This is a genomic window from Saccharopolyspora sp. NPDC000995 (assembly GCF_053599315.1).
Genome location: NZ_JBSFLZ010000045.1, coordinates 1 through 19,277 on the forward strand (window position 1 = coordinate 1; position 19,277 = coordinate 19,277).

General features: G+C 67.6%; 17 protein-coding genes and 2 pseudogenes. 8 read left to right on the forward strand and 11 right to left on the reverse strand.

What is annotated here, in order from left to right:
- Positions 1 to 307: 307 nt before the first annotated feature.
- Positions 308 to 1,675 (reverse strand): cryptochrome/photolyase family protein, encoded by a 1,368-nt coding sequence (locus tag ACWDKQ_RS16860; protein WP_450139669.1) that lies wholly within the window; start codon positions 1,673 to 1,675, stop codon positions 308 to 310.
- 112 nt (positions 1,676 to 1,787) lie between these two features.
- On the opposite strand from ACWDKQ_RS16860, the gene ACWDKQ_RS16865 reads away from it, so the two are divergent.
- The 3 genes from ACWDKQ_RS16865 (at position 1,788) to corA (ending at position 5,113) form a co-directional block, all read left to right on the forward strand.
- Complete coding sequence (locus tag ACWDKQ_RS16865) at positions 1,788 to 3,275, forward strand: SDR family oxidoreductase (RefSeq protein ID WP_450139670.1); 1,488 nt, start codon at positions 1,788 to 1,790, stop codon at positions 3,273 to 3,275.
- A complete protein-coding gene (locus tag ACWDKQ_RS16870; protein WP_450139671.1) occupies positions 3,275 to 3,616 on the forward strand; it encodes a hypothetical protein in 342 nt (113 codons plus the stop codon). The genes ACWDKQ_RS16865 and ACWDKQ_RS16870 overlap by 1 nt, the downstream gene beginning before the upstream one ends.
- A gap of 351 nt (positions 3,617 to 3,967) precedes the next feature.
- On the forward strand, positions 3,968 to 5,113 hold the full coding sequence (gene corA / locus ACWDKQ_RS16875) for a magnesium/cobalt transporter CorA (protein ID WP_450139672.1): 1,146 nt from the start codon (positions 3,968 to 3,970) through the stop codon (positions 5,111 to 5,113).
- Between the two features lie 103 nt (positions 5,114 to 5,216).
- Here corA and ACWDKQ_RS16880 read toward each other — a convergent pair.
- The 8 genes and pseudogenes from ACWDKQ_RS16880 to ACWDKQ_RS16915 all read right to left on the reverse strand — a co-directional run.
- Positions 5,217 to 5,618: pseudogene (locus ACWDKQ_RS16880) on the reverse strand (GntT/GntP/DsdX family permease); the annotation flags it as partial.
- Positions 5,540 to 5,911, reverse strand: coding sequence for a GntT/GntP/DsdX family permease (locus ACWDKQ_RS16885; RefSeq protein WP_450139673.1), 372 nt, complete (start codon positions 5,909 to 5,911; stop codon positions 5,540 to 5,542). The pseudogene ACWDKQ_RS16880 and the gene ACWDKQ_RS16885, both read right to left, overlap by 79 nt.
- 97 nt (positions 5,912 to 6,008) lie before the next feature.
- Positions 6,009 to 7,112, reverse strand: a complete 1,104-nt coding sequence (gene tal, locus ACWDKQ_RS16890; protein ID WP_450139674.1) for a transaldolase — start codon at positions 7,110 to 7,112, stop codon at positions 6,009 to 6,011.
- A 98-nt stretch (positions 7,113 to 7,210) separates the two neighbouring features.
- Positions 7,211 to 8,350, reverse strand: a complete 1,140-nt coding sequence (locus ACWDKQ_RS16895; RefSeq protein ID WP_450139675.1) for a carboxylate-amine ligase — start codon at positions 8,348 to 8,350, stop codon at positions 7,211 to 7,213.
- 146 nt (positions 8,351 to 8,496) lie between these two features.
- Positions 8,497 to 9,384 carry a formylglycine-generating enzyme family protein gene (locus ACWDKQ_RS16900; protein ID WP_450139676.1) on the reverse strand — a complete coding sequence of 296 codons (888 nt, stop codon included), beginning with the start codon at positions 9,382 to 9,384 and terminating at the stop codon, positions 8,497 to 8,499.
- 242 nt (positions 9,385 to 9,626) lie between these two features.
- Positions 9,627 to 10,133 (reverse strand): metallophosphoesterase family protein, encoded by a 507-nt coding sequence (locus ACWDKQ_RS16905; protein ID WP_450139699.1) that lies wholly within the window; start codon positions 10,131 to 10,133, stop codon positions 9,627 to 9,629.
- A gap of 505 nt (positions 10,134 to 10,638) precedes the next feature.
- Positions 10,639 to 11,220: a class I SAM-dependent methyltransferase gene (locus ACWDKQ_RS16910; RefSeq protein ID WP_450139677.1), complete on the reverse strand. Its 582-nt coding sequence runs from the start codon at positions 11,218 to 11,220 to the stop codon at positions 10,639 to 10,641.
- 52 nt (positions 11,221 to 11,272) lie between these two features.
- Entirely contained in the window at positions 11,273 to 11,860 is a 588-nt protein-coding gene (locus ACWDKQ_RS16915; RefSeq protein ID WP_450139678.1) for a TetR/AcrR family transcriptional regulator, read from the reverse strand.
- 238 nt (positions 11,861 to 12,098) lie between these two features.
- On the opposite strand from ACWDKQ_RS16915, the gene ACWDKQ_RS16920 reads away from it, so the two are divergent.
- From ACWDKQ_RS16920 to ACWDKQ_RS16930, 3 genes are read left to right on the forward strand one after another with little or no spacing between them, the layout of a single operon-like run.
- Positions 12,099 to 12,551, forward strand: a complete 453-nt coding sequence (locus tag ACWDKQ_RS16920) for a (2Fe-2S)-binding protein (protein WP_101376830.1) — start codon at positions 12,099 to 12,101, stop codon at positions 12,549 to 12,551.
- Entirely contained in the window at positions 12,538 to 13,500 is a 963-nt protein-coding gene (locus ACWDKQ_RS16925) for an FAD binding domain-containing protein (protein WP_450139679.1), read from the forward strand. Before ACWDKQ_RS16920 ends, ACWDKQ_RS16925 begins: the two co-directional genes overlap by 14 nt.
- Positions 13,497 to 15,656: a xanthine dehydrogenase family protein molybdopterin-binding subunit gene (locus ACWDKQ_RS16930; protein ID WP_450139680.1), complete on the forward strand. Its 2,160-nt coding sequence runs from the start codon at positions 13,497 to 13,499 to the stop codon at positions 15,654 to 15,656. Before ACWDKQ_RS16925 ends, ACWDKQ_RS16930 begins: the two co-directional genes overlap by 4 nt.
- 71 nt (positions 15,657 to 15,727) lie before the next feature.
- Here ACWDKQ_RS16930 and ACWDKQ_RS16935 read toward each other — a convergent pair whose 3' ends face one another.
- The gene (locus ACWDKQ_RS16935; protein ID WP_450139681.1) at positions 15,728 to 15,961 is read right to left on the reverse strand and encodes a hypothetical protein; all 234 of its coding nucleotides are present in this window, start codon (positions 15,959 to 15,961) and stop codon (positions 15,728 to 15,730) included.
- A 524-nt stretch (positions 15,962 to 16,485) separates the two neighbouring features.
- Here ACWDKQ_RS16935 and ACWDKQ_RS16940 point away from each other — a divergent pair.
- Positions 16,486 to 17,028, forward strand: coding sequence for an SsgA family sporulation/cell division regulator (locus ACWDKQ_RS16940; RefSeq protein ID WP_450139682.1), 543 nt, complete (start codon positions 16,486 to 16,488; stop codon positions 17,026 to 17,028).
- Between the two features lie 496 nt (positions 17,029 to 17,524).
- Positions 17,525 to 17,983, forward strand: a complete 459-nt coding sequence (locus ACWDKQ_RS16945) for a DUF6314 family protein (RefSeq protein ID WP_450139683.1) — start codon at positions 17,525 to 17,527, stop codon at positions 17,981 to 17,983.
- 240 nt (positions 17,984 to 18,223) lie between these two features.
- Here ACWDKQ_RS16945 and ACWDKQ_RS16950 read toward each other — a convergent pair.
- Positions 18,224 to 18,303: pseudogene (locus ACWDKQ_RS16950) on the reverse strand (winged helix-turn-helix domain-containing protein); the annotation flags it as partial.
- Positions 18,304 to 19,277: the final 974 nt, after the last annotated feature.

The window sequence follows — 19,277 nt, forward strand, 5'->3', positions numbered from 1 at the left end:
CGAACGTAACGAGAAGGAGCCCTTCCAGGATCACCACCCAGCGAAATCGCTGATCACACACGTCCACCAGCTCACTCCAAAAGAGCCACACCCAAATGATTCCGCAACACCTGCGAGGTCGGCCAGTCTCCGCCGCCGCATTTTCGTGCGTCCAGCGTCGGTTTGTTGCTGCGGTTTACCGGGTTCGCCAGTAACTGTCTCTTGTGGACATGCTGGGGGCGAGGGGTGCAGGTTCGGACCTCGACCTTGGTGGAGACCCGCTGAACGGAATGGAAGATTCAGTGGGCCTCTTCGCGCGGCTTCGGCGTCAGGACTTCCCCCGCGTGTTGCGGAAGTGCGTGTTGGCCTCGTCGACGTCGACGAGCGGCGCGGGGTAGCCGAGCCGGTCGCGTTCGGCCGGATCCATGCGCCGGGGGTCCTGCAGGGCGGCCGTCGAGAGGCTGGCGAGTTCCGGCACGTACCGGCGGATGTACTCGCCGCTCGGGTCGTACCGCTCGGCCTGGCGCATCGGGTTCAGCACCCGGTTGGGTCGGGTGTCGGCTCCGGTGCCAGCGACCCACTGCCAGTTCATGTCGTTGTTGGCGACGTCCCCGTCGACGAGCAGGTCGAAGAAGTGCTGCGCGCCGAGCCGCCAGTCGAGGTGGAGGGTTTTGGTGAGGAAGCTGGCGGTGATCAGCCGCGCCCGGTTGTGCATCCAGCCCTCTCGGCTGAGCTGGCGCATCCCGGCGTCGACGATGGGTATGCCGGTGCGTCCGTCCCGCCAAGCCCGGAACGCCTCCGGGTCGTCGCGCCACCGGTCGCCCCGGGACCGGTAGTCGAGGTGGCTGCACCCCGGCCGCGCGGCCAGCATCTGGTGGTGGAAATCCCGCCAGGCGAGCTGGCGGACGAAGGCGCGTTCGGGTTCGCTGCGGCCGGCGCACGCGAGGATTTCCACCGGCGACAGGCAGCCGAAGTGCAGGTAGGGCGACAGCCGTGACGTCGCGTCCCCCGCGAGGTCGTCGTGCCCCTCGTCGTAATCGGCAACGCCCTGTTCGAACCACTGCAGCATCCGCTGCCGAGCCGTGGTCTCCCCGCCGCGCGGCAGGTCGGGGGACAGCTCGCCCGGGCAGAGGTCCTCGCGGGCCGGCATCGGCCCGGTCCGCACGCCATCGGGCATCCGCAGCGCCCCCGGTGCCGCAGCGGTGCGCCGCGGCGGCGTTTCCGCCCAGTGCCGGAAGTACGGGGTGAACACCGCGAAGTGGTCCTTACCGGCTGGCGTGACGTGGCCCGGCGGGTGTGCGGTGACCACGGCTTCGTGGACGTGCAGCGTGCAGCCGCGGTCGGTCAGGGCGAGCCGCAGCCCGTTCTCCCGGGACCGCGCGTAGGCGCTGACGTCTGCGGCGACGTGCACCTCCGTCGCACCCACCTCGTCGACCAGCCGAGCGACCTCGACGGCCGGGGTGCCGTGCCGGACGACGAGGCCGCCGCCGGCCTCACCCAGCGATCTCCGGAGGTCCCGCAGGCAACCCAGCAGGAACGCGATCCGGTTCGGCCGGGCGAAGGGCAACTGGAGCAACGTTTCGTCGAACACGAAAAGGGGAGCCACGCGATCGGCCCGCGCGGCGTGGTGCAGGACAGGGTTGTCGTGCACCCGCAGGTCGCGGGTGAAAAGGCAGATCGCCGTACGCAATGGCATCGACCTCGTCCGTCTACACCGGAACCTGACCGACGCTACCAGTCGGCCGGACCGCGGATGGGCCGGGCAGGCACGACTTGCGGCAGGACCAGCGGTCCCTAGTGTTGGCGGGATGGCGGCTGGTGCATCGAAGTTGTGCCTGGTGACCGGGGCGACCGGCTACGTCGGCGGTCGGCTCGTACCGCGCCTGCTCGCCGATGGCCACCGCGTGCGCTGCCTGGTCCGCTCGCCGGAGAAGCTCCGTGACGTGCCGTGGCGAGACCAGGTGGAGGTGGCGCGCGGGGACCTGCTCGACGCCGACGCGGTGCGCGCCGCCTGCGACGGCGTCGATGTCCTGTTCTACCTCGTGCATTCCTTGCAGCAGAAGGGATTCAGCGATCTGGACCGGCGTTCGGCGTCCATCGCGGCTCGGGCGGCCGAGCGGGCCGGGATTTCGCGGATCGTGTACCTGGGTGGTGTGCATCCCGCTTCCGGAGAGCTTTCCGAGCACCTCCACTCGCGTGCCGAGGTCGGTGAGATCCTGCTGGGCAGCGGGGTGCCCACCGTGGTGCTGCAGGCGGCGGTGATCATCGGCTCCGGCTCCGCGAGCTTCGAGATGCTGCGCTACCTCACCGAGCGCCTGCCGGTTATGGTCACGCCGCGCTGGGTGCGCAACCGGGTTCAGCCGATCGCCGTGCGGGACGTGCTGCACTACCTGGCCGCCGCCATCGACCTGCCGGCCGACGTCAACCGGAGCTTCGACATCGGTGGCCCGGACGTGCTGACCTATGCGGACATGATGAACACATATGCCGCGGTGGCCGGGTTACCGCGGCGGGTGATGCTGCCGGTCAAGGTCCTCTCGCCCAAGCTCAGCTCCCATTGGATCAACATCGTCACGCCGGTGCCGCGCAGCATTGGCGCGCCGCTCATCCAATCGCTGGTCAACGAGGCGGTCTGCTCCGACCAGGACGTCGGAGACTACCTCCCGCCGCCCGAGGGCGGATTGACCTGCTTCCGGGACGCCGTCGCGATGGCGTTGCGCAAGATTCAGCGCGGCGAGGTCGAGACGCGGTGGGCGGACGCCTCACCGACCGGTGCCCCGTGGGAGGCGCTTCCAACCGACCCATCGTGGTCCGGCGGCACGGTCTACCGGGACGTGCGCGAGGGTGCGTCGAAGTCGTCCCCGGAGGACGTCTGGCGGGTCGTCGAGGGCATCGGCGGTCGCAACGGTTGGTATTCGTTCCCGCTCGCGTGGGCGGTGCGGGGGTGGATGGACCGACTGGCCGGTGGGGTCGGCCTGCGCCGCGGTCGGCGGGATCCGCGACGACTGCGCACCGGAGACGCGCTGGACTGGTGGCGCGTCGAGAAGATAGAAGAGGGCCGTTTTCTCCGGCTGCGCGCCGAGATGAAGGTGCCCGGACGGGCGTGGTTGGAGCTGTCCGTCGAACCCGCGCACGGCGGCGCGAGCTACCGGCAGTGCGCGATCTTCATCCCGAGAGGGCTGCTCGGACACATGTACTGGTGGGGTGTCGCGCCGTTCCACGGCTTGGTCTTCGGTGGCATGGTGCGCAGAATCCTCGGCGCAGTCTCGCGCGGTGAGCACGATCGACGCTGCTGATGATCCGGTTGCCGGACTGGCCGCCGATTCGACGGGCCGAAGTCAGCGACATCCCGCACCCTCCACGCATGTACGACGAAGAAGTGTTTGGACTGCACAACCAGATCGTCCACGAACTCAGCCTGGCGTGCTGGCTGGTCGGCAACTGCCTGGAGCATGAGCAGTGCTGGTCTTCCCCGGAGGCGCGAGGGCACATCTTGCGGTGCTGCGCAGCGGTGGTGGCCTGCGTTGGACACCTCGCGGACCGGATTTGCGACCAAGATCCGACGGTGGCGGCCGAGGTGCGGCGCCTGGCGGCGCTGCTGGAACACCACGGCGAGCAACTCGACCGTCCCGAGTGAGCATAATGGCGCCCGCCGTTCGGGGGCGCGCGTCGGTGCTGGCGTGCGTGGCCGAAAGCGTCGCCGAAATGGTGCTTGACCTGGGGCAGCTCCCACGGCTGCGAGCAGGTGGCCGTAGTCCTGCTGACCCATTGGCTGCCCGATCCGGACAACGCGCCCAGCGCGGATGATCTCGTCACGGGCCTTCGCGCGATCACCGAGCAGGCGGCGAGCACAGCTGACGGACGGGCCGGGTTGACCGGCCGACTTCGACGAACCGCCGATGGCAGTGGGTACGCTCAGCGCGGTGGCGACCGGGACGCGCTTGCGTCCCGTGGCCAACGCTTGCCCCGATCGTCCAGGAGGTGTGCGATGTCCGAGTGGCGGCCGTTGCGACTCGCCAAGCGAGTCCGGGAGGCGACGAACCCGGATGATCGGGCACGGGCTCCGGAGCGGTCGATGGATCCGCTCGTGGCCGAAGAGGTGCCGTTGGCGGATCGGCCGTTGGTGGACACCGCGATCTACCGGGATGGGCGCCGGGTGGCGACGCCCTCCAGCCTCGCAGAGACGTACCGGCACCTGCCCGGCGCGGCCGGCACCATGGCCTGGATCGGGCTCTACCGGCCCGCGGAGGAAGAACTGCTGGCCGCGGCCGAGGAATTCGACCTGCACAAGCTCTCGGTGGAGGACGCGATCGTCGCCCACCAGCGTCCCAAGATCGAGCGCTACGGCGAAACGCTGTTCGTGGTGCTGCGGGCCGCCCGCTACCTGGACGAGTCCGAGGAAGTCAGCTTCAGCGAACTGCACCTGTTCATCGGCCCGAACTTCGTCCTCACGGTCCGCCACGGCCAGGCCCCGGACCTGGCGGCGGTGCGCCACCGGATGGAGGCCGACCCGGACCTGCTGGGCCGGGGGCCGGAAGCGGTGCTCTACGCGGTGCTGGACAACGTCGTCGACGGGTACGCGCCGGTTATCGCCGGGCTGCAGAACGACATCGACGAGATCGAGACCGAGGTCTTCGGCGCCGATCCGCACGTGTCGCGGCGGATCTACGAGCTCTCACGCGAGGTCATCGAGTTCCAGCGGGCCACCGGTCCGCTGCTGGGGATCCTGCGCAGCCTCGAGGCGGGTTTCGAGAAGTACGGCATCGACGAGGAGCTCCAGCGGTACCTGCGGGACGTCACCGACCACGCCACCACCGTCGCCGAACGGGTCGACGGGTTCCGGCAGATGCTGGACAACATCCTCACAGTCAATGCCACGCTGGTCACCCAGGCCCAGAACGAAGAGATGAAGAAGATGACCGAGGCCAGCTACGCGCAGAACGAGGAGATCAAGAAGATCTCCGCCTGGGCCGCGATCCTGTTCGCCCCCACTCTGATCGGCACGGTTTACGGAATGAACTTCGACGCCATGCCCGAACTGCACTGGGGGCTCGGCTATCCTTTCGCCCTCGTCCTCATGGCCGCCGTGTGCCTCGGCCTGTACGCCATCTTCAAACGCCGCGGCTGGCTCTGACCACCGCGGGTGACGGCTCGTCCGTCAGACGATCGGCGCTGCTGCACTTGTTTTGTCCTGCGGCTTCAAGGTTTTCCATAATTTCGTTGTTTCTGACCTGGCGCTAGAGCAACGTCCACAGCAGCAGCGTCAGGGCGAGGCCGACCACGGAGATGATCGTCTCCATCACCGACCAGGACTTGATGGTCTGGCCGATGGTCATGCCGAAGTACTCCTTGACCAGCCAGAAGCCGGCGTCGTTGACGCGGGAGAAGAACAGCGAGCCGGCACCGATGGCCAGCACGACCAGAGCCAGGTGCGTCGGCTGCAGGTCGGCGGCGAACGGGGCCACGATGCCCGACGCCGTAACGGTTGCGACCGTGGCCGATCCGGTCGCAAGCCGCACCATCACAGCCACCAGCCAGCCCAGCGCGAGCGTGGATAGGCTCAACGCCACGGCGGCCTTCCCGATCGCGATGCCTGCGCCGCCGTCCACGAGCACCTGCTTGAAGCCCCGCCGGAGTCCGCGAGCAGCTTGCCGAGCATCGCACCGAGCACGATCAGCACGCCGACGCTGCGGAGCACGTCGCCGACGCCTTTCTCGAACGAGAGGGCGGCCTTGCCCAGTCCGATGCCGGACCCGATCCCGACGAAGAGGGAACCGATGGTCAGCGAGAGGAAGCCGTGCACCTTCGCCGCGACGATCAGCAGTACCACGATGGCGATCCCGATCGCCGCCACCACGAGCGTCTGGGTGTCGTGACCGGTCCACGGCTCGTGGATCACGTCAGCTGCGGCGAAAGTGGCCGAGTCGAACATGCCGCGCTCCTACACGCCACCGCAATGGCAGGTCCAGCACGAACCCCACTCCACTCCACTACGGCGTCGTCTTACCGCGCGGTTCGACCGGGGGCGTTCACGCCCGCACCAGTTGGTCGCGTTTGTGCATGATCTCGTCGAACAACTTCCGGAACGAGGCGGCGAACTTTTCCACTCCTTCGCGTTCCAGCACGGCGGTCACGTCGTCGTAGTCGACACCAGCGGCGGCGAACCGGTCGAAGGTGCGGCGGGCTTCGTCCACATCGCGCTCCAGCGTGTCGGCGACGTGCCCGTGGTCCTGGAAGTCCTGCAGCGTCTCCCTCGTCATGGTGTTCACCGTCTGGGCACCGATGAGCTCTTCGACGTAAAGAACGTCGCTGTACTGCGGGTTCTTGGTCGAAGTGGAGGCCCAGAGACAGCGCTGCGGGCTCGCGCCGGCCGCAGCGAGTTCCGCCCAGTCGGCACCGGTGAACACCTCCTCGTAGGTCTGGTAAGCGAGTTTGGCGTTCGCGATCGCGAGGGTGCCTTTGATCTCGTCGTGCCCACCGATCGCGTCTAGCCGACGGTCGGCTTCGGTATCCACCCGCGAGACGAAGAACGACGCCACGGACGCGACCGACCGCAGGTCGCCGCCGTTGTCGCGGAGTCGCCGCAACCCCCGCAAGTAGGCCTGGGCGGCGCTGCGGTGCCGTTCCAAGGCGAACAGCAGCGTCACGTTGACCGGGATCCCGCTGGCGATCGTTTCCTCGATCGCAGGCAGGCCGGCCTGCGTACCGGGGATCTTCACGAACAGATTCGGGCGATCGATCATCCGGTGCAGGCGAGCGGCTTCGTCGATGGTGGCCTGCGTGTCGTTCGCCAGTTGCGGATCGACTTCCAAGGAGACCCATCCGTCCCGGGTGCCCCCGCTGCGGTCGAAGACCGGGCGGAGCGCGTCGCAGGCGGACCGGATGTCCTCACGCGCGATGGCCAGGAAGACCTCCTTGGGGTCGGTCTCGGTGGCCAGCACCTCGCGGAGCTGATCGTCGTAGTAGTCGCCTTCCGCGATGGCGCCCTGGAAGATCGTGGGATTTGACGTCACCCCAGCCAATCCCCGCTCCACGAGCTCGGCCAAGTCACCGTCGCGGACGAACTGCCGGGACAAGTAGTCGACCCACGGGCTCTGTCCATGCTCTGCCAAGGCGTGCAGTGGTGTCCTCATGGCATCTCCTGTCCGAGTCATATACAGAGACCTACCCGGAAGATCCGCCGAAAACACATGATCCGCCCCCAGCCGGGGAGCGAAGTCGAAATGGCTGGTCAGGGCCTGTTTTCAGCGGTTCGCGTGCGGCACGTCTCGGTCACGGCGTGGTCGACGACATCCCTGATGTCGAAGTGGCGGCCGTACACCGAACGCTGACGGCTCGCGGCGCTGCCGCGCGCCCGCAAGGTGTGCAAGAGCTGGGTGATCAACTCGAGATCGCCGTTGTCTTCGAGCACCGGGCGCAGGTGTTCGACCAGACCGGTCAGATGTTGCCAAGCGGGGATCAGCCGGCCGGTGGTGGCGTCCAGGGCATCTCCCTCGAGCCCGTCCCGAGCGGCGCGCCAGCACGCGGCCCACAGCATTTGGTCATCGACGTGTTCGGGGCCGCGCAGCCGGTCCTCCGGTGCGAGCGCGGCGGTCACCGATGCGCGGGTTAGCCCGGCGAGCAGCACGGCCTCGTCCACGGTCGCGGCGGCGTCGGCGACCCGAACCTCCAGGGTCGGCACGTGTGCGGAAGGTCGCGCATACCAGTAGATCATGCCGGGGTCGATCACCATGCCGGATGCCAGGAGGCAGTCGAGGATGCCGCGGTAATGCGCCACCGAGGTGAAGTGGGGTGCTGGGCGCGCTGTCGGCAACCGGGACCACAAGGCGAAACGCCAGCTCGCGAAGCCGGTGTCGACGCCGCGGTAGAACGGCGAATTCGTGGTGACCAGCAGCAGGGCCGGCAGCCACGGGCGCAGCCAATTGCTCGCACGCAGCGTCGACTCCAGATCGGGAGTGCCCACGTGCACGTGGCACCCGCACACCCCTTGCCCCTCGACGATCGGGCCGTACTCGGCGTATATCCGCCGGTATCGGGGCGTGTCGGTGACCGGCGGTGGTCCCGGTTGCCCGGTCGGTGCCGCCCCGATGGCGACCAGTCGCCAGCCGTGCTCGGCGGCGGCGGTGGCGAGCTCCATCCGCAGCTGGATCAACGTCCGGCGCAGTTCGTGGAGGTCGTGACACACCGAGCTCGCCGCCTCGATCTGGGCGGGAGCCAACTCGGGGTGCACCTCACCCTGGTCGCCGCCGTACCAGACGCGCGAAACAGCCACCCCGCTGCCCGCAGGCTGCAAGGTCTCCGGGTCCACGAGGAGGAACTCCTCCTCGACTCCCAGGGTGGGCGGGGTTGGCCGATCGCCTGGCCTGACCATTTCCGCTTCCCGCTGGCAGGACGTGCTCGACAGGATCGGTCACGTGGGGGGTGAAAAGGCCTTAGCCGATGTTTTACCCGCTCGCGGACCGGTCCAACCGTGGCGCTCGGCCCGGCGCCGAGCAACGGTCGCGGTGCCCCATCGAATCAAGCTCGCACGTCGGCCGCGGTGCGGAATCCGGTGTTGCCACTGGAACTGTCCGGCGTGTTCGCGGTACGTGCGGCGACTCGGTAGCGGTTGCAGTAGGAATCGTGGCACAGGTACGAACCGCCGCGCAGGGACCGGCTCTGCTCGCCTGGGTCGAACCAGTCGGCGCACCATTCCCACACGTTGCCGGAGACATTGTGCAGCCCGAAGCCGTTCGGCTGGTATGCGTCGACGGGGGCGGTGCCGAGGTGCCCGTCATCCCCGCTGTTGTGCACGGGGAACCGGCCTTGCCAGATGTTGCACCGGTGTTCCCCGTTCGGGGTCAGTTCGTCGCCCCAGGGGTAGCGGGCCTGGTCGAGGTCACCACGGGCCGCGTATTCCCATTCGGCTTCCGTCGGCAGCCGCCGTCCGGCCCACGCGCAGTAGGCGGCGGCATCGTGCCAGGACACGTGCACGACGGGGTGGTCCCAGCGGTCCCCGACGTCGCTGTCCGGTCCCTCCGGGCATCGCCAGAACGCACCCTGCACCGCACACCACCACGGTGTCTGGTCCGGGCGCGGCGAAGCCCCGCGGATGCGCCCGGGGAGGAACTTCGCGAACACGTAGCTCCAGCCGAAGCGTTCGGCGTCCGTGCGGTAGCCCGTGGTGTCGACGAACGCGGCGAAGCGAGCGTTGGACACGCAGTGCACGTCGATCGCGAACGGCGCGACGGTGACGGGACGTACTGGGCCTTCCCGGTCCTCCAGGATGCGGTCGGGATCGTCCGTGCCCATGCGGAACGTGCAGCCGGGGAGCTTGACCAGCGGTCCTTCGTCGTGCCCGTGCCCGGGGACGATCCGGTCGGGAAGGGTATCGCCCGCACTCGCGGGCGGACAGCAACCGGACAACCGCGTGGACCTCCACTTCGGTCGCGTGGCGGATCGCGATGTTCCTCGCCAAGTCGTCATGCCAGGGTTTCACATGACGGGTTTCGGCCACGAAGTCACGTGACCGCGTTGTGGTCGCTGCTGTTCAGAACCGCTTCGAGAGCGTCGCGTTGTGCGTTTCGGCGGGCCATCGCGACAAAATCGTGATCGAGCTGTACTGAACTGCCACATCGCCGGTTCGAGATCCCAGCGGCGTTGTGCGTTCAACCGGTGCGCGGCGGTAGGCGGTGGAGCACGACGTTTCCGATCTGCTCGCCGGATATCGCAGCGGTCAGGTACGTGCAGTGCGGCTGACGGCGGCGATCGGTGGGCGAACCGGGGTTGAGCAGTCGGAGACCGCGGGGCGTGGTGGTGTCCCACGGGATGTGGCTGTGCCCGAACACGAGCACGTCGGTGTCCGGAAACCACCGGTCGCACCTGGTCTCCCGTCCCTGCCCGGGGCCGGTCTCGTGGATCACCGCGAGCCGGACCCCGTCCAGCTCGGCGCGGGCGATTTCGGGAAGCCGGTTCCGCAGTTCTGGACCGTCGTTGTTGCCGTACACCCCGATCGTCCGCGCGCTACGCGCCGCCAGCTCGTCCAGCAGCGCGACATCGACCCAGTCACCGGCGTGGATGACGACGTCGGCGGCTGACACTGCGTCCCAGACCTCGCCCGGCAGGGCCTTGGCGCGTTTCGGGAGGTGAGTGTCGGCGATCAGCAGCAGGTGCATGCCCCGAGTGTCGACGAGCCCAGTGCCGCCGCGCCACAGCTCGAACGGTCGCATGGTGGCCGTCGGCGCAGTCGGGGGCCAGCCGCCGACGGACTTCGGCACGAAGATGATGGCCGCGTTCCAGAAGTCGATGTTGTTCGCGACCTTCAGCGCTGACACTTTGACCGAACTCGATCGACGTGCTGTGAGGGCTCAGCAGTTCGCTGCCGCAAGTCGCGGCGAGCCGCATGCGGTGGTGCATGAGCTGTTGCCGTAGAAGGAAGCCGTGCCGGCGCACCAGAAGATGGATGCTGGCGAGGTGTTCGGCAGGATCGTGCTGACACCGTAGCCCTCGCAGTTCATGCAGCCGAAACCCCCGAATCATCGAGGCCTGGCGTGTCGACTTGCCCCGCGACGCACCACTGCGCAGCGCCAACCCGAGGGATCGGCAACGATCGCCGACGTTGCCTCTCACCGTCTCTTGTGGCGGTTGCGGTGCTCGCTGCGCGGTGGATGGTGGCGGTGGTCAGCGGGTGTGGACCGATACCGCGTAGTCGCCGTCGGCGAAGGGGGCTTGTTCCCAAGTGGCGAACCGGTCGGTCAGCGTGAGCCCGGCCGCTGCGGCGTGCGCGTCGTAGTGGGTGATCCGGTAGCCGCGGTCGAGTCTGAAGCCGGCGATGAGCCTTCCGCCGGGGCGCACGTGGCGGGCCACGCCCGCCACGAGTGCCTCCTGGGTGCCGACCGGGGTGAACAGCGGGACGTTGCCGGCCATCACGACCACGTCGAAGGTCCGCCCGAGGTCGAGTTCGGCAAGGTTGGCCTGGGTCCAGGGGATTTCCGGGGCCAACTGCCGGGCGGTGGCCAGCATCGAACTGTCGAGGTCGGCTCCGAAGACCTCGATGTTGTGCCGGGCCAGTTCGATGGCCACGCGGCCCGTTCCGCAGCCGGCGTCGAGGACGTTCGCGGGTGAGTAGGAGCGGACGAAGTCGGCTTCGCCGTGCACGTTCGCCCCGGAAGCCGCCAGTGCGTCGAAGTTTCGCTGGTAGTCGTCGCCGTCCCACGCGGTGGGACCGCTCGGGACGGTGGCGCGTCCGGTTCCTTCAGTCATGGCTCGATCATCGCAAGCCGCGTCCGGGACGGGAGCGGATGCCCGTGGTGGGTCAGCTTCCCCGGCGGTTTTCGTCCGTGCACATACCTCGCCAAAGCAGGTCAATGAGCTTGGCGGTCTGGCCCTGCCAGTCGCCGCTGGGGTCGAGGTAGAACAGGCCGCCCAGTCCGCGCAGGACCGTTTCCGGATCCTGGTCGGCGCGGACGGTTCCGGCCTCGACGTTGGCCTCCAGCAGCATGGCGACCGCGCCGACCATCGCTTCGTGGGCGTTGGCGGGCAGTTCGCCGTGCGACAACCTGGCGACGCCGAGGGCCCTGGCCAGGCCTCGCTTGGTCATCATGTAGTGCGTCAGGTGGTCGGTGACCCAGATCTGGAACGCCTGTTCCGGGGAGTGCTGCTCGAGCAGGGGCGGCACGATGTCGACGAGGTGCCGCAATTCGCGCTGGTAGACCGCCAGGATGAGCGTTTCGGGAGCGGGGAAGTGCCGGTATACGGTGCCGACGCCCACGCCGGCCTGCTTCGCGATGGCGTTGAACGAGATCTCGCCCGAGCCGGCCAGCGACTTCGCCGCCGCGGTGAGGATGCGCTCGTGGTTGCGCCGGGTGTCCGCGCGTCGGGGACTTACCGCGCCCGTCGTCATCGTCCCTCCCGGTTGGCTGTCGCGTCTTCCCCGGAATGTAATGCACCGACCGCGCTCGACCTGGGGCAACTTCGGGCGAGCGCTCTCGTTGCAGAGCGGATAAGAATCCGCTAGCGTTGGATCCGAGAACTGAAGCGGATAATTATCCTGTTCAGTGATGGTATCGGCGCAGTCCCCACCACGACAACCCACGCCGCCATGCTCGTCCGATCCGGGCGATCTGCGGGAAAGAGATCCAGTGGACATCTCACTCGAAATCAATGGCAGGACGGAACAGCTGACCGTCGACCCCGGCGTGACGCTGCTGGACGCCTTGCGGGAACACCTCGGCGTCACCGGCCCAAAGAAGGGCTGCGACCGGGGGCAGTGCGGCGCCTGCACCGTGCACGTCGACGGCAGGCCCGTGCTTTCGTGCCTCACCCTGGCCGCCACCGTGAAGCGGGCGGTGACCACGGTGGAGGGCCTGTCCGACGGGGATCGGCTGCACCCGGTCCAGCAAGCGTTCGTCGACCAGGACGCCCTGCAGTGCGGGTTCTGCACGTCCGGGCAGGTCATGTCGGCCGTAGCCGCGGTGGAGCAGGGCGTCGAGGACGTCCGCGAGTTCATGTCCGGCAACATCTGCCGCTGCGCGGCCTACCCGAACATCGTCGCGGCAGTCGAACAAGCGAGGCAGGCTGATGCGTCCCTTTGAACTCACGGCACCGCCGACCATCGAAGCCGCGCTCGCTTCACCCGGCACGTTCCTGGCCGGCGGGACCACTCTCGTCGACCTGATGAAGCTCAACGTCCTCACGCCGCAACAAGTCTTGGACATCAACGGGTTGCCGCTGCGCGGCATCGACACCAGCGACGGGTTGCGGATCGGCGCGTTGGAGCGGATGAGCGACGTCGCCGAGCACGCCGGTGTGTACCCGGCGATCTCCCGCGCCCTGCTGCAGAGCGCTTCCCAGCAGTTGCGGAACATGGCCAGCATCGGCGGGAACCTGCTGCAGCGCACCCGCTGCACGTACTTCCGCGACGTCGCCACGCCCTGCAACCGCAGGAATCCCGGCAGCGGTTGCCCCGCGATCTCGGGGGCGAACCGGATGCACGCCGTGCTGGGCACCAGCGACTCGTGCGTGGCGACGCACGCCAGCGACCTGGCGGTCGCGCTGGTCGCGCTCGATGCGGAGCTCCGGCTGGTCAGCGCCACCGGGGGCCGCACGGTCAAGCTGGCCGACTGCTACCGCCTGCCGGGGGAAACGCCCGAGGTGGAGACCGATCTGCGCCCCGGCGAACTGATCGGCGAGGTCCTGGTGCCGCGGCTGGACTGGGCGGCGCGTTCCACCTATGTCAAGGTGCGGGACCGGCAGTCCTACGAGTTCGCGCTGTGCTCCGCCGCGGTCGCGCTGGACGTCCAGGACTCCCGCATCGTCGACGCCCGGGTGGCGGCCGGTGGCGTGGCGACCGTGCCTTGGCGGCTGCCCGCGGTCGAGGATGCCCTGCGCGGTGCACCCGCCACCCTGGCGTCCTTCGAGGACGCGGCGTCCGTGGCGGCCGACGGTGCTCGGCCGTTGGCCGGGAACGGTTTCAAGGTGTCCTTGCTGAAGCGGACCGTCGTCCGCGCACTGCTCGAACTGACCGAAGGGAGCCGCCTGTGACCAGTCGGCTGGACGGCCCGCTGAAAGTCACCGGCCAGGCCAAGTACGGAGCGGACAACAACTTCCCCGGCATGGTGTACGGGTACGTCGTGCTCAGCACGATCGCGCACGGCGAGATCGAGGCCGTGGACGTCACCGCTGCGAAGAGCGCTCCAGGCGTGCTCGGCGTGTACACGCCGTTCGACCCGCTGGAACTGCGCAAACCGAGCTCCCCGTTCTTCGGCGAAACCTGGGTTCCGCTGCAGGACCGGGAGGTCACCTACTACGGCCAGCCGATTGGCTTCGTGGTGGCCGAGACCTTCGAGCAGGCCAGGGATGCGGCGCTGCTCATCGAGGTCACCTACCACGCCCGGCCTGCGCTGACCTCGCTGCAGGACGGCCTGGCTTCGGCCGAACCCGCACCCTCCAACGAGGACATCACGGTCCTCGCGGAAGACGTCGAGTCCATTGAGGACGCTCTGGGTGCGAGCCCGGTGGTCGTCGAGGCCACCTACAGCACCGCGACCCAGAACCACGCCGCGATGGAGCCGCACTCCGCGGTCGCGGTGTGGGATTCCGGCGGCCTGACCATCTACAGCGGGAACCAGGCCTCCGACCTGCAGGCGGCAGAACTGGCCATTGCGCTGGGCCTGGAGGGCTCGTCGGTCCGCGCGCTGAACCCCTTCGTGGGCGGGGCTTTCGGCGGCAAGGCCCGCACCTCCGCACCGGCGTTCCTTGCGGCAGCTGCGGCCAAAGCCCTCGGTCGGCCGGTCAAGGCCGCGCTCACCAGGGAGCAGGTCTTCACCGCGACGGCTACCCGCGCCGCGACGGTGCAGAAGATCTCCCTCGGCGCGGCTGCCGACGGCACGCTGATCGCGCTGCGCCACGACTCGTGGTGCAGCACACCGGCGGACCGGTCCTTCGTGGAGCCGACCTCGCACGGCACCTCGCGGGAGTGGTACGCCACCCAGAACCTGTCGATCAGCCAGCACATCGTGCCGCTGAACATCCCGCCGACCACGTTCATGCGGGCGCCGGGGGAGGCACCCGGGTCCTTCGCGTTGGAGAGCGCGATCGACGAACTGGCGGTCGCGCTGGACATGGATCCGATCGAGCTGCGCCTGCGGAACAACTCGCTCGCGCCGCCCGGCAAGGATCTTCAGTGGTCCAGCAAGCACCTCGACGAGTGCTTCCAGATCGGCGCGGAGCGGTTCGGCTGGGCGAACCGCTCGCCGCGCGGCCGCGCCGACGGCGACTGGCTCGTGGGCATGGGGGTGGCCACCGCCATGTTCCCGGCCCTGCGGTTCCCCGCCACCGTCGAGATCACCCTGCGCGACGACGACACGGCCGTGGTGGCGACCAGCGGTTCGGACCCCGGGACCGGCCTGCTGACCGTGCTGGCCCTGGTGGGTGCGGAATCGCTGGCCATCCCGGCGGACCGGATCACGCCGAAGCTCGGCGACTCGGCGTTGCCCTCCGGTGGCATGTCCGGGGGGTCGACGGGTACGGCTAGCGCGGGTTCGGCCGTCATGATCGCCGCCACCGAGGTGATCGACGCGCTGCTCGCGCTGACGTCGTCACCGGGCGCACCGTTGGAGGGCGCGGAGCTCTCCTACGAGGACGGGCGGGTGCTGGCCGAAGACGGCCGGGCGATGACGTTCGGCGAGGTGCTGCGGGCGGTGGGCCGCTCGTCGATCTCCGCAACCGGTTCTTCGGCGCCCGGCGAGGAGCTGACGAAGCACTCGTTCAGCTCCTTCGGCGCACAGTTCTGCGAGGTCCGCGTGCACAAGTGGACGCGCGAGGCCAGGCTGTCGCGGATCCTCGGCGTGTTCGACTGCGGCCGGATCATCAACGAGAAGGCGGCTCGCAGCCAGGCCATTGGCGGGATGATCTGGGGCGTGTCGGCCGCGCTGCACGAGGCCCTGGAGATCGAGGAGAGCGGTCGGCTGGCCAACGCCGACTTCGCCGGCTACCTGGTCCCGGTGAACGCTGACATCCCCGATGTCGACGTCCACTTCGTGAAGTACCCGGACACGCTGCACAACGCCGTCGGCGCGAAGGGACTGGGCGAGATCGGCACGGTCGGCATGGCAGCGGCCGTCGCCAACGCCATCTACAACGCCGCGGGCGTCCGGGTCCGCCACATCCCGATCACGATCGAGGACCTGCTGGACTAGGAGACGCCTGTGAGTACTGCCGAGCCCCGAGACGGCCTCGGCAGTACTCGCGGGCTGAGCCAGCAGGCGGCTCAGCCGACCGGTTCCTCGTGCTGCCCACTGGTGGTCCGCTCGGCGACGCCTGTCGTTCCCGTGCGCAGCTCCGCTTCCAGCCGCTCTGCCTCCTCGCCGCCGATCGCCTCGCCGCGGGCGACGAGCCCGGCGACGTCTGAGAGCGGATCTGCTTCAAGACCAGGGCGAGGACGAAGGCGATGCCGATGAACGGCAATGCGGCGCCGAACCAGTTCCCGTTCCGCTCCGGCCACATAGACGAGCGCTCCGCACGATTCGCTCTTACACAGCATTCGTAATCGAGTTACCAGGCCAGCTCCGCACCACAACGGCGGCGAAGGCGGAGGTGCCGCCGTCCCTGGTGATCATGCGCGGTTCCTGTCTTCGGGGATTCATCGTGTATGGCTGAGAATGGTGGCACGTTTACGTATCGACGGTCGAGCGTTGTTGGCTCACGGCGGCTTGGCTTCTCGCGGGGTTCTTCGCTGACCCTGTCGGGTATCGCTGCTGCGCCTTCCTGCGCTTCGGCTGCGGTGGGGGTGGAAGTGAGCCATTGTGGGCCTATATCAGATTGCGGGGAGTGCTTCTCGTTGAACTCTGCGTTTTCAGCTGTCTAGTAGATCTGGTGATGCTTCGAGGAATCTAGGATGTTCATCCGGGCATGCTCTCTGCCCGGGATTCCCCTGTGGAGCGCGAGTGTCGTCGTGACCGGAAGTCGGGAAATATTGTTGTCCTGTTGGTTCGCCGGTCTTGATCAGCGCGGTGCCTGGTAGCGCGCGTGAATCTGACACGCGGTGAAGCAGATGTGGTTGCGGGTAACCATGCTGCGTTTGATGGGGGATTCGATGCTTCAGGAGTGCATCTGATGGTTAGGAACCACAGGCTGATCATCCGCTTCGCCACGGTCTTCGACCTGGCGACCCCACCAGTGGTGAGCACACCGATCCAACTCGAACTGCGGTACGAAACGCGCGATCCGTACGCGATGGAGATGATCTTCAATCCCGGTCGGACAAGCCAAGCTCACTGGATGATCGCGCGCGACCTCCTCTCCGCCGGGCTGGTAAGCCGCAGCGGGGACGGCAACGTGCGCATCAGCCCTCGACCTGACAACCCTGAGCTCGTGGTGATCGCGCTGACCGCCCCGTCGGGACAGGGCGTCTTCGAAACGAGGGCTGATGTGCTGGCGCGATTCTTGAACGACACCTATGCCATCATTGCATCCGGCGATGAGCACCGGTGGCTGAGCGTCGATGATGCGTTGAGCAGATTGCTCCTCAACGATCAGCGAAAGGACCGAAGTCCCGCCGAGTACGATTGAGCTATATTCCCCGATTATATGGATAAGTGTGCGTTTCTCGAAGTAGTAGCGAAAGTCTTACGACCAGGTGCTGTCTTCTTCTGCGTGCAGGACGTGTTCCTGCGTAAACCAGATCGCAAGCACATCTTCGACGACTACTGTCGCACAGACATTGCCGCCCGGCGCTGGTTCTCCGGCTCGGCGGCGAGATCGACGCCGGTATCGCGGTGCGGATCGACGACGGCCTCATCACAGCCATCCCTGCAGAATGGACTGGTCTGGGGAGGAATGCACCTTCACGGCCACGCCACCAACATCGATCCTTGCCGCCTCGTCGATTGATTGCACTTCCTCAGGCGGCGCGATGTCTCCCCAGGTGGACTCGGCGCCAGCGAACACGGAACTGCGTCGACACTCGAAGTCGTGTTTTTACTGGTCAGCGCGCGTTGTCGCGGTCATCTCGACCGTGTTCGGGCGTTCTCGTCGCCTGGTGCGGCAGAATGCACATGTGGACTCCGTGCGCACCGCAACCGATTACCGGGTCACCGACCTCGTCGCGTACTTCGCCGGACGGTGGGAGCTGGACCGGAAGATCGTCGATTCCGCAGGTTCGGGTTTGGCGGTGTTCACCGGCGTTGCGGGTTTCACCCCTGACGACGACGCGCTCGTCTACCAGGAGCGTGGAACGCTGGTAATGGGGGAGCACCGGGGACCGGCGACACGGGTCCTTCATTTCCGGGTGCGTGGGCCGGGGCAGGCCGACGTGCATTTCGACCACGGCGGCTTCTTCCACGATCTCGATCTGCGCCACGGCCGGTGGTCGGTCCGCCATCCCTGCCGCAATGATCGTTATCTGGGCGAGTTCGTCATCCACGGCCCGGATGTCTGGTGGCTGGTGTGGACAGTCGTTGGCCCGGCCAAGAGCTATACGTCCACCACTGAGTTCCGTCGCATGTCGGTCGAGGACGAAGCCTGAGCTCGGTCGGTCACCGGTCGAGCGGTCAATGCGTGGAGGTCGGCTGAGCCGGCGAGGACGCCGCGGTGCTCGACACCGAGAACCGCGCCGCTGTGTGCTTCACGGCGACCGGTCAGCAGTGGCAGGGGTTAATCGACGCGGTGAACAGCGGCCGGTTCGACCGCCGAAACAGGCGAACGAGAGCGGCGCCCGACCGGAGTGGGGGTCGGTGGCGCGGGTGCGGGAGGCGATGACCGGTCAGCCCTCGTCTAACCATCGACGCACGACCCCGGAGTCTGCTCGTAGGCCCTGCGAATCGGCTTCTGCGGCGACAGGCCCCAAGAGCGCGGGTACTTGCCAGCAGCGAGCAGGCATCAACGATGCCGTGCCGTACCCGTCGGCCACGGTCTTGCTTGTCCACACCAGACCGGTAAGCCCGAACGCGGCCTGAGTCATTCCAGCATGAACCATTGCGACCACCCTGCGCTGCAAATCCTCCTGCGCCCAGCCAGCAACCTCCGCGCGTCCCGCACACCAGCGATCATGTCAGACCACAGAAGATCACACCTTTGAGTTCCCGATCGGGTAGGTGGTCTCCGGCGTGTGCTTCCGGGACGCTTCCACCTCCTAATTTGCCTCGACGCGTTATAGACCATGCCGTAGCCGGGGTCAGTCAGTCGTAGCCACGGACAATGTGGCTCTCATCGAACGTGACGACGGCCGGAGTGACTGTTTGCTTGCGGCAGGCGGGCGAGGCTAGCTCGACCGGCTCGTGGTCGCTGGCCACGCGCTGCCGTGGGTCTGCTGTGAGAAGGGGAGCGGTAGAAAGATCCATTGTGGTGGCTCCTTTCAGCGCCGGGATGTATTCGCCACCCGGGAAGCGCGAATGGGCGCGGTAGCACCTCGAGAAGGCGAATGGTCAGGTTTCCCGCGCCATCCGCCGCATTCGCGGACCTCCCCGACACGAAGGGGAATGTATGTGGCATGGATCACATAGTAGGCGTATGTGGTTGCCTCACGACACGGTTTATGTACGTATGGCCCTCCGTCTAGGGTGAACAAGGGCATCGTGCGTTGGTCAGTCGCGCCACTGATGCCCGGCAGCAGGCGATGGCCGGGAGTTCGCGTGTGGGGGCTTCGTTGTCGCCCCGCCGCTTACGGCCGACCGGGATCGCGCCGCCGACACAATGCCGCCGCTGCCCCCTTGGACGATGCGATGGTCACCGCGCCGACTGGCCGTTCGGGTGAGAACCGCGCGATGAGAGCTACCTCGGTTCGCGTCGATGTGTCGCCGTAGGACTGGGGCGGCTGGTTG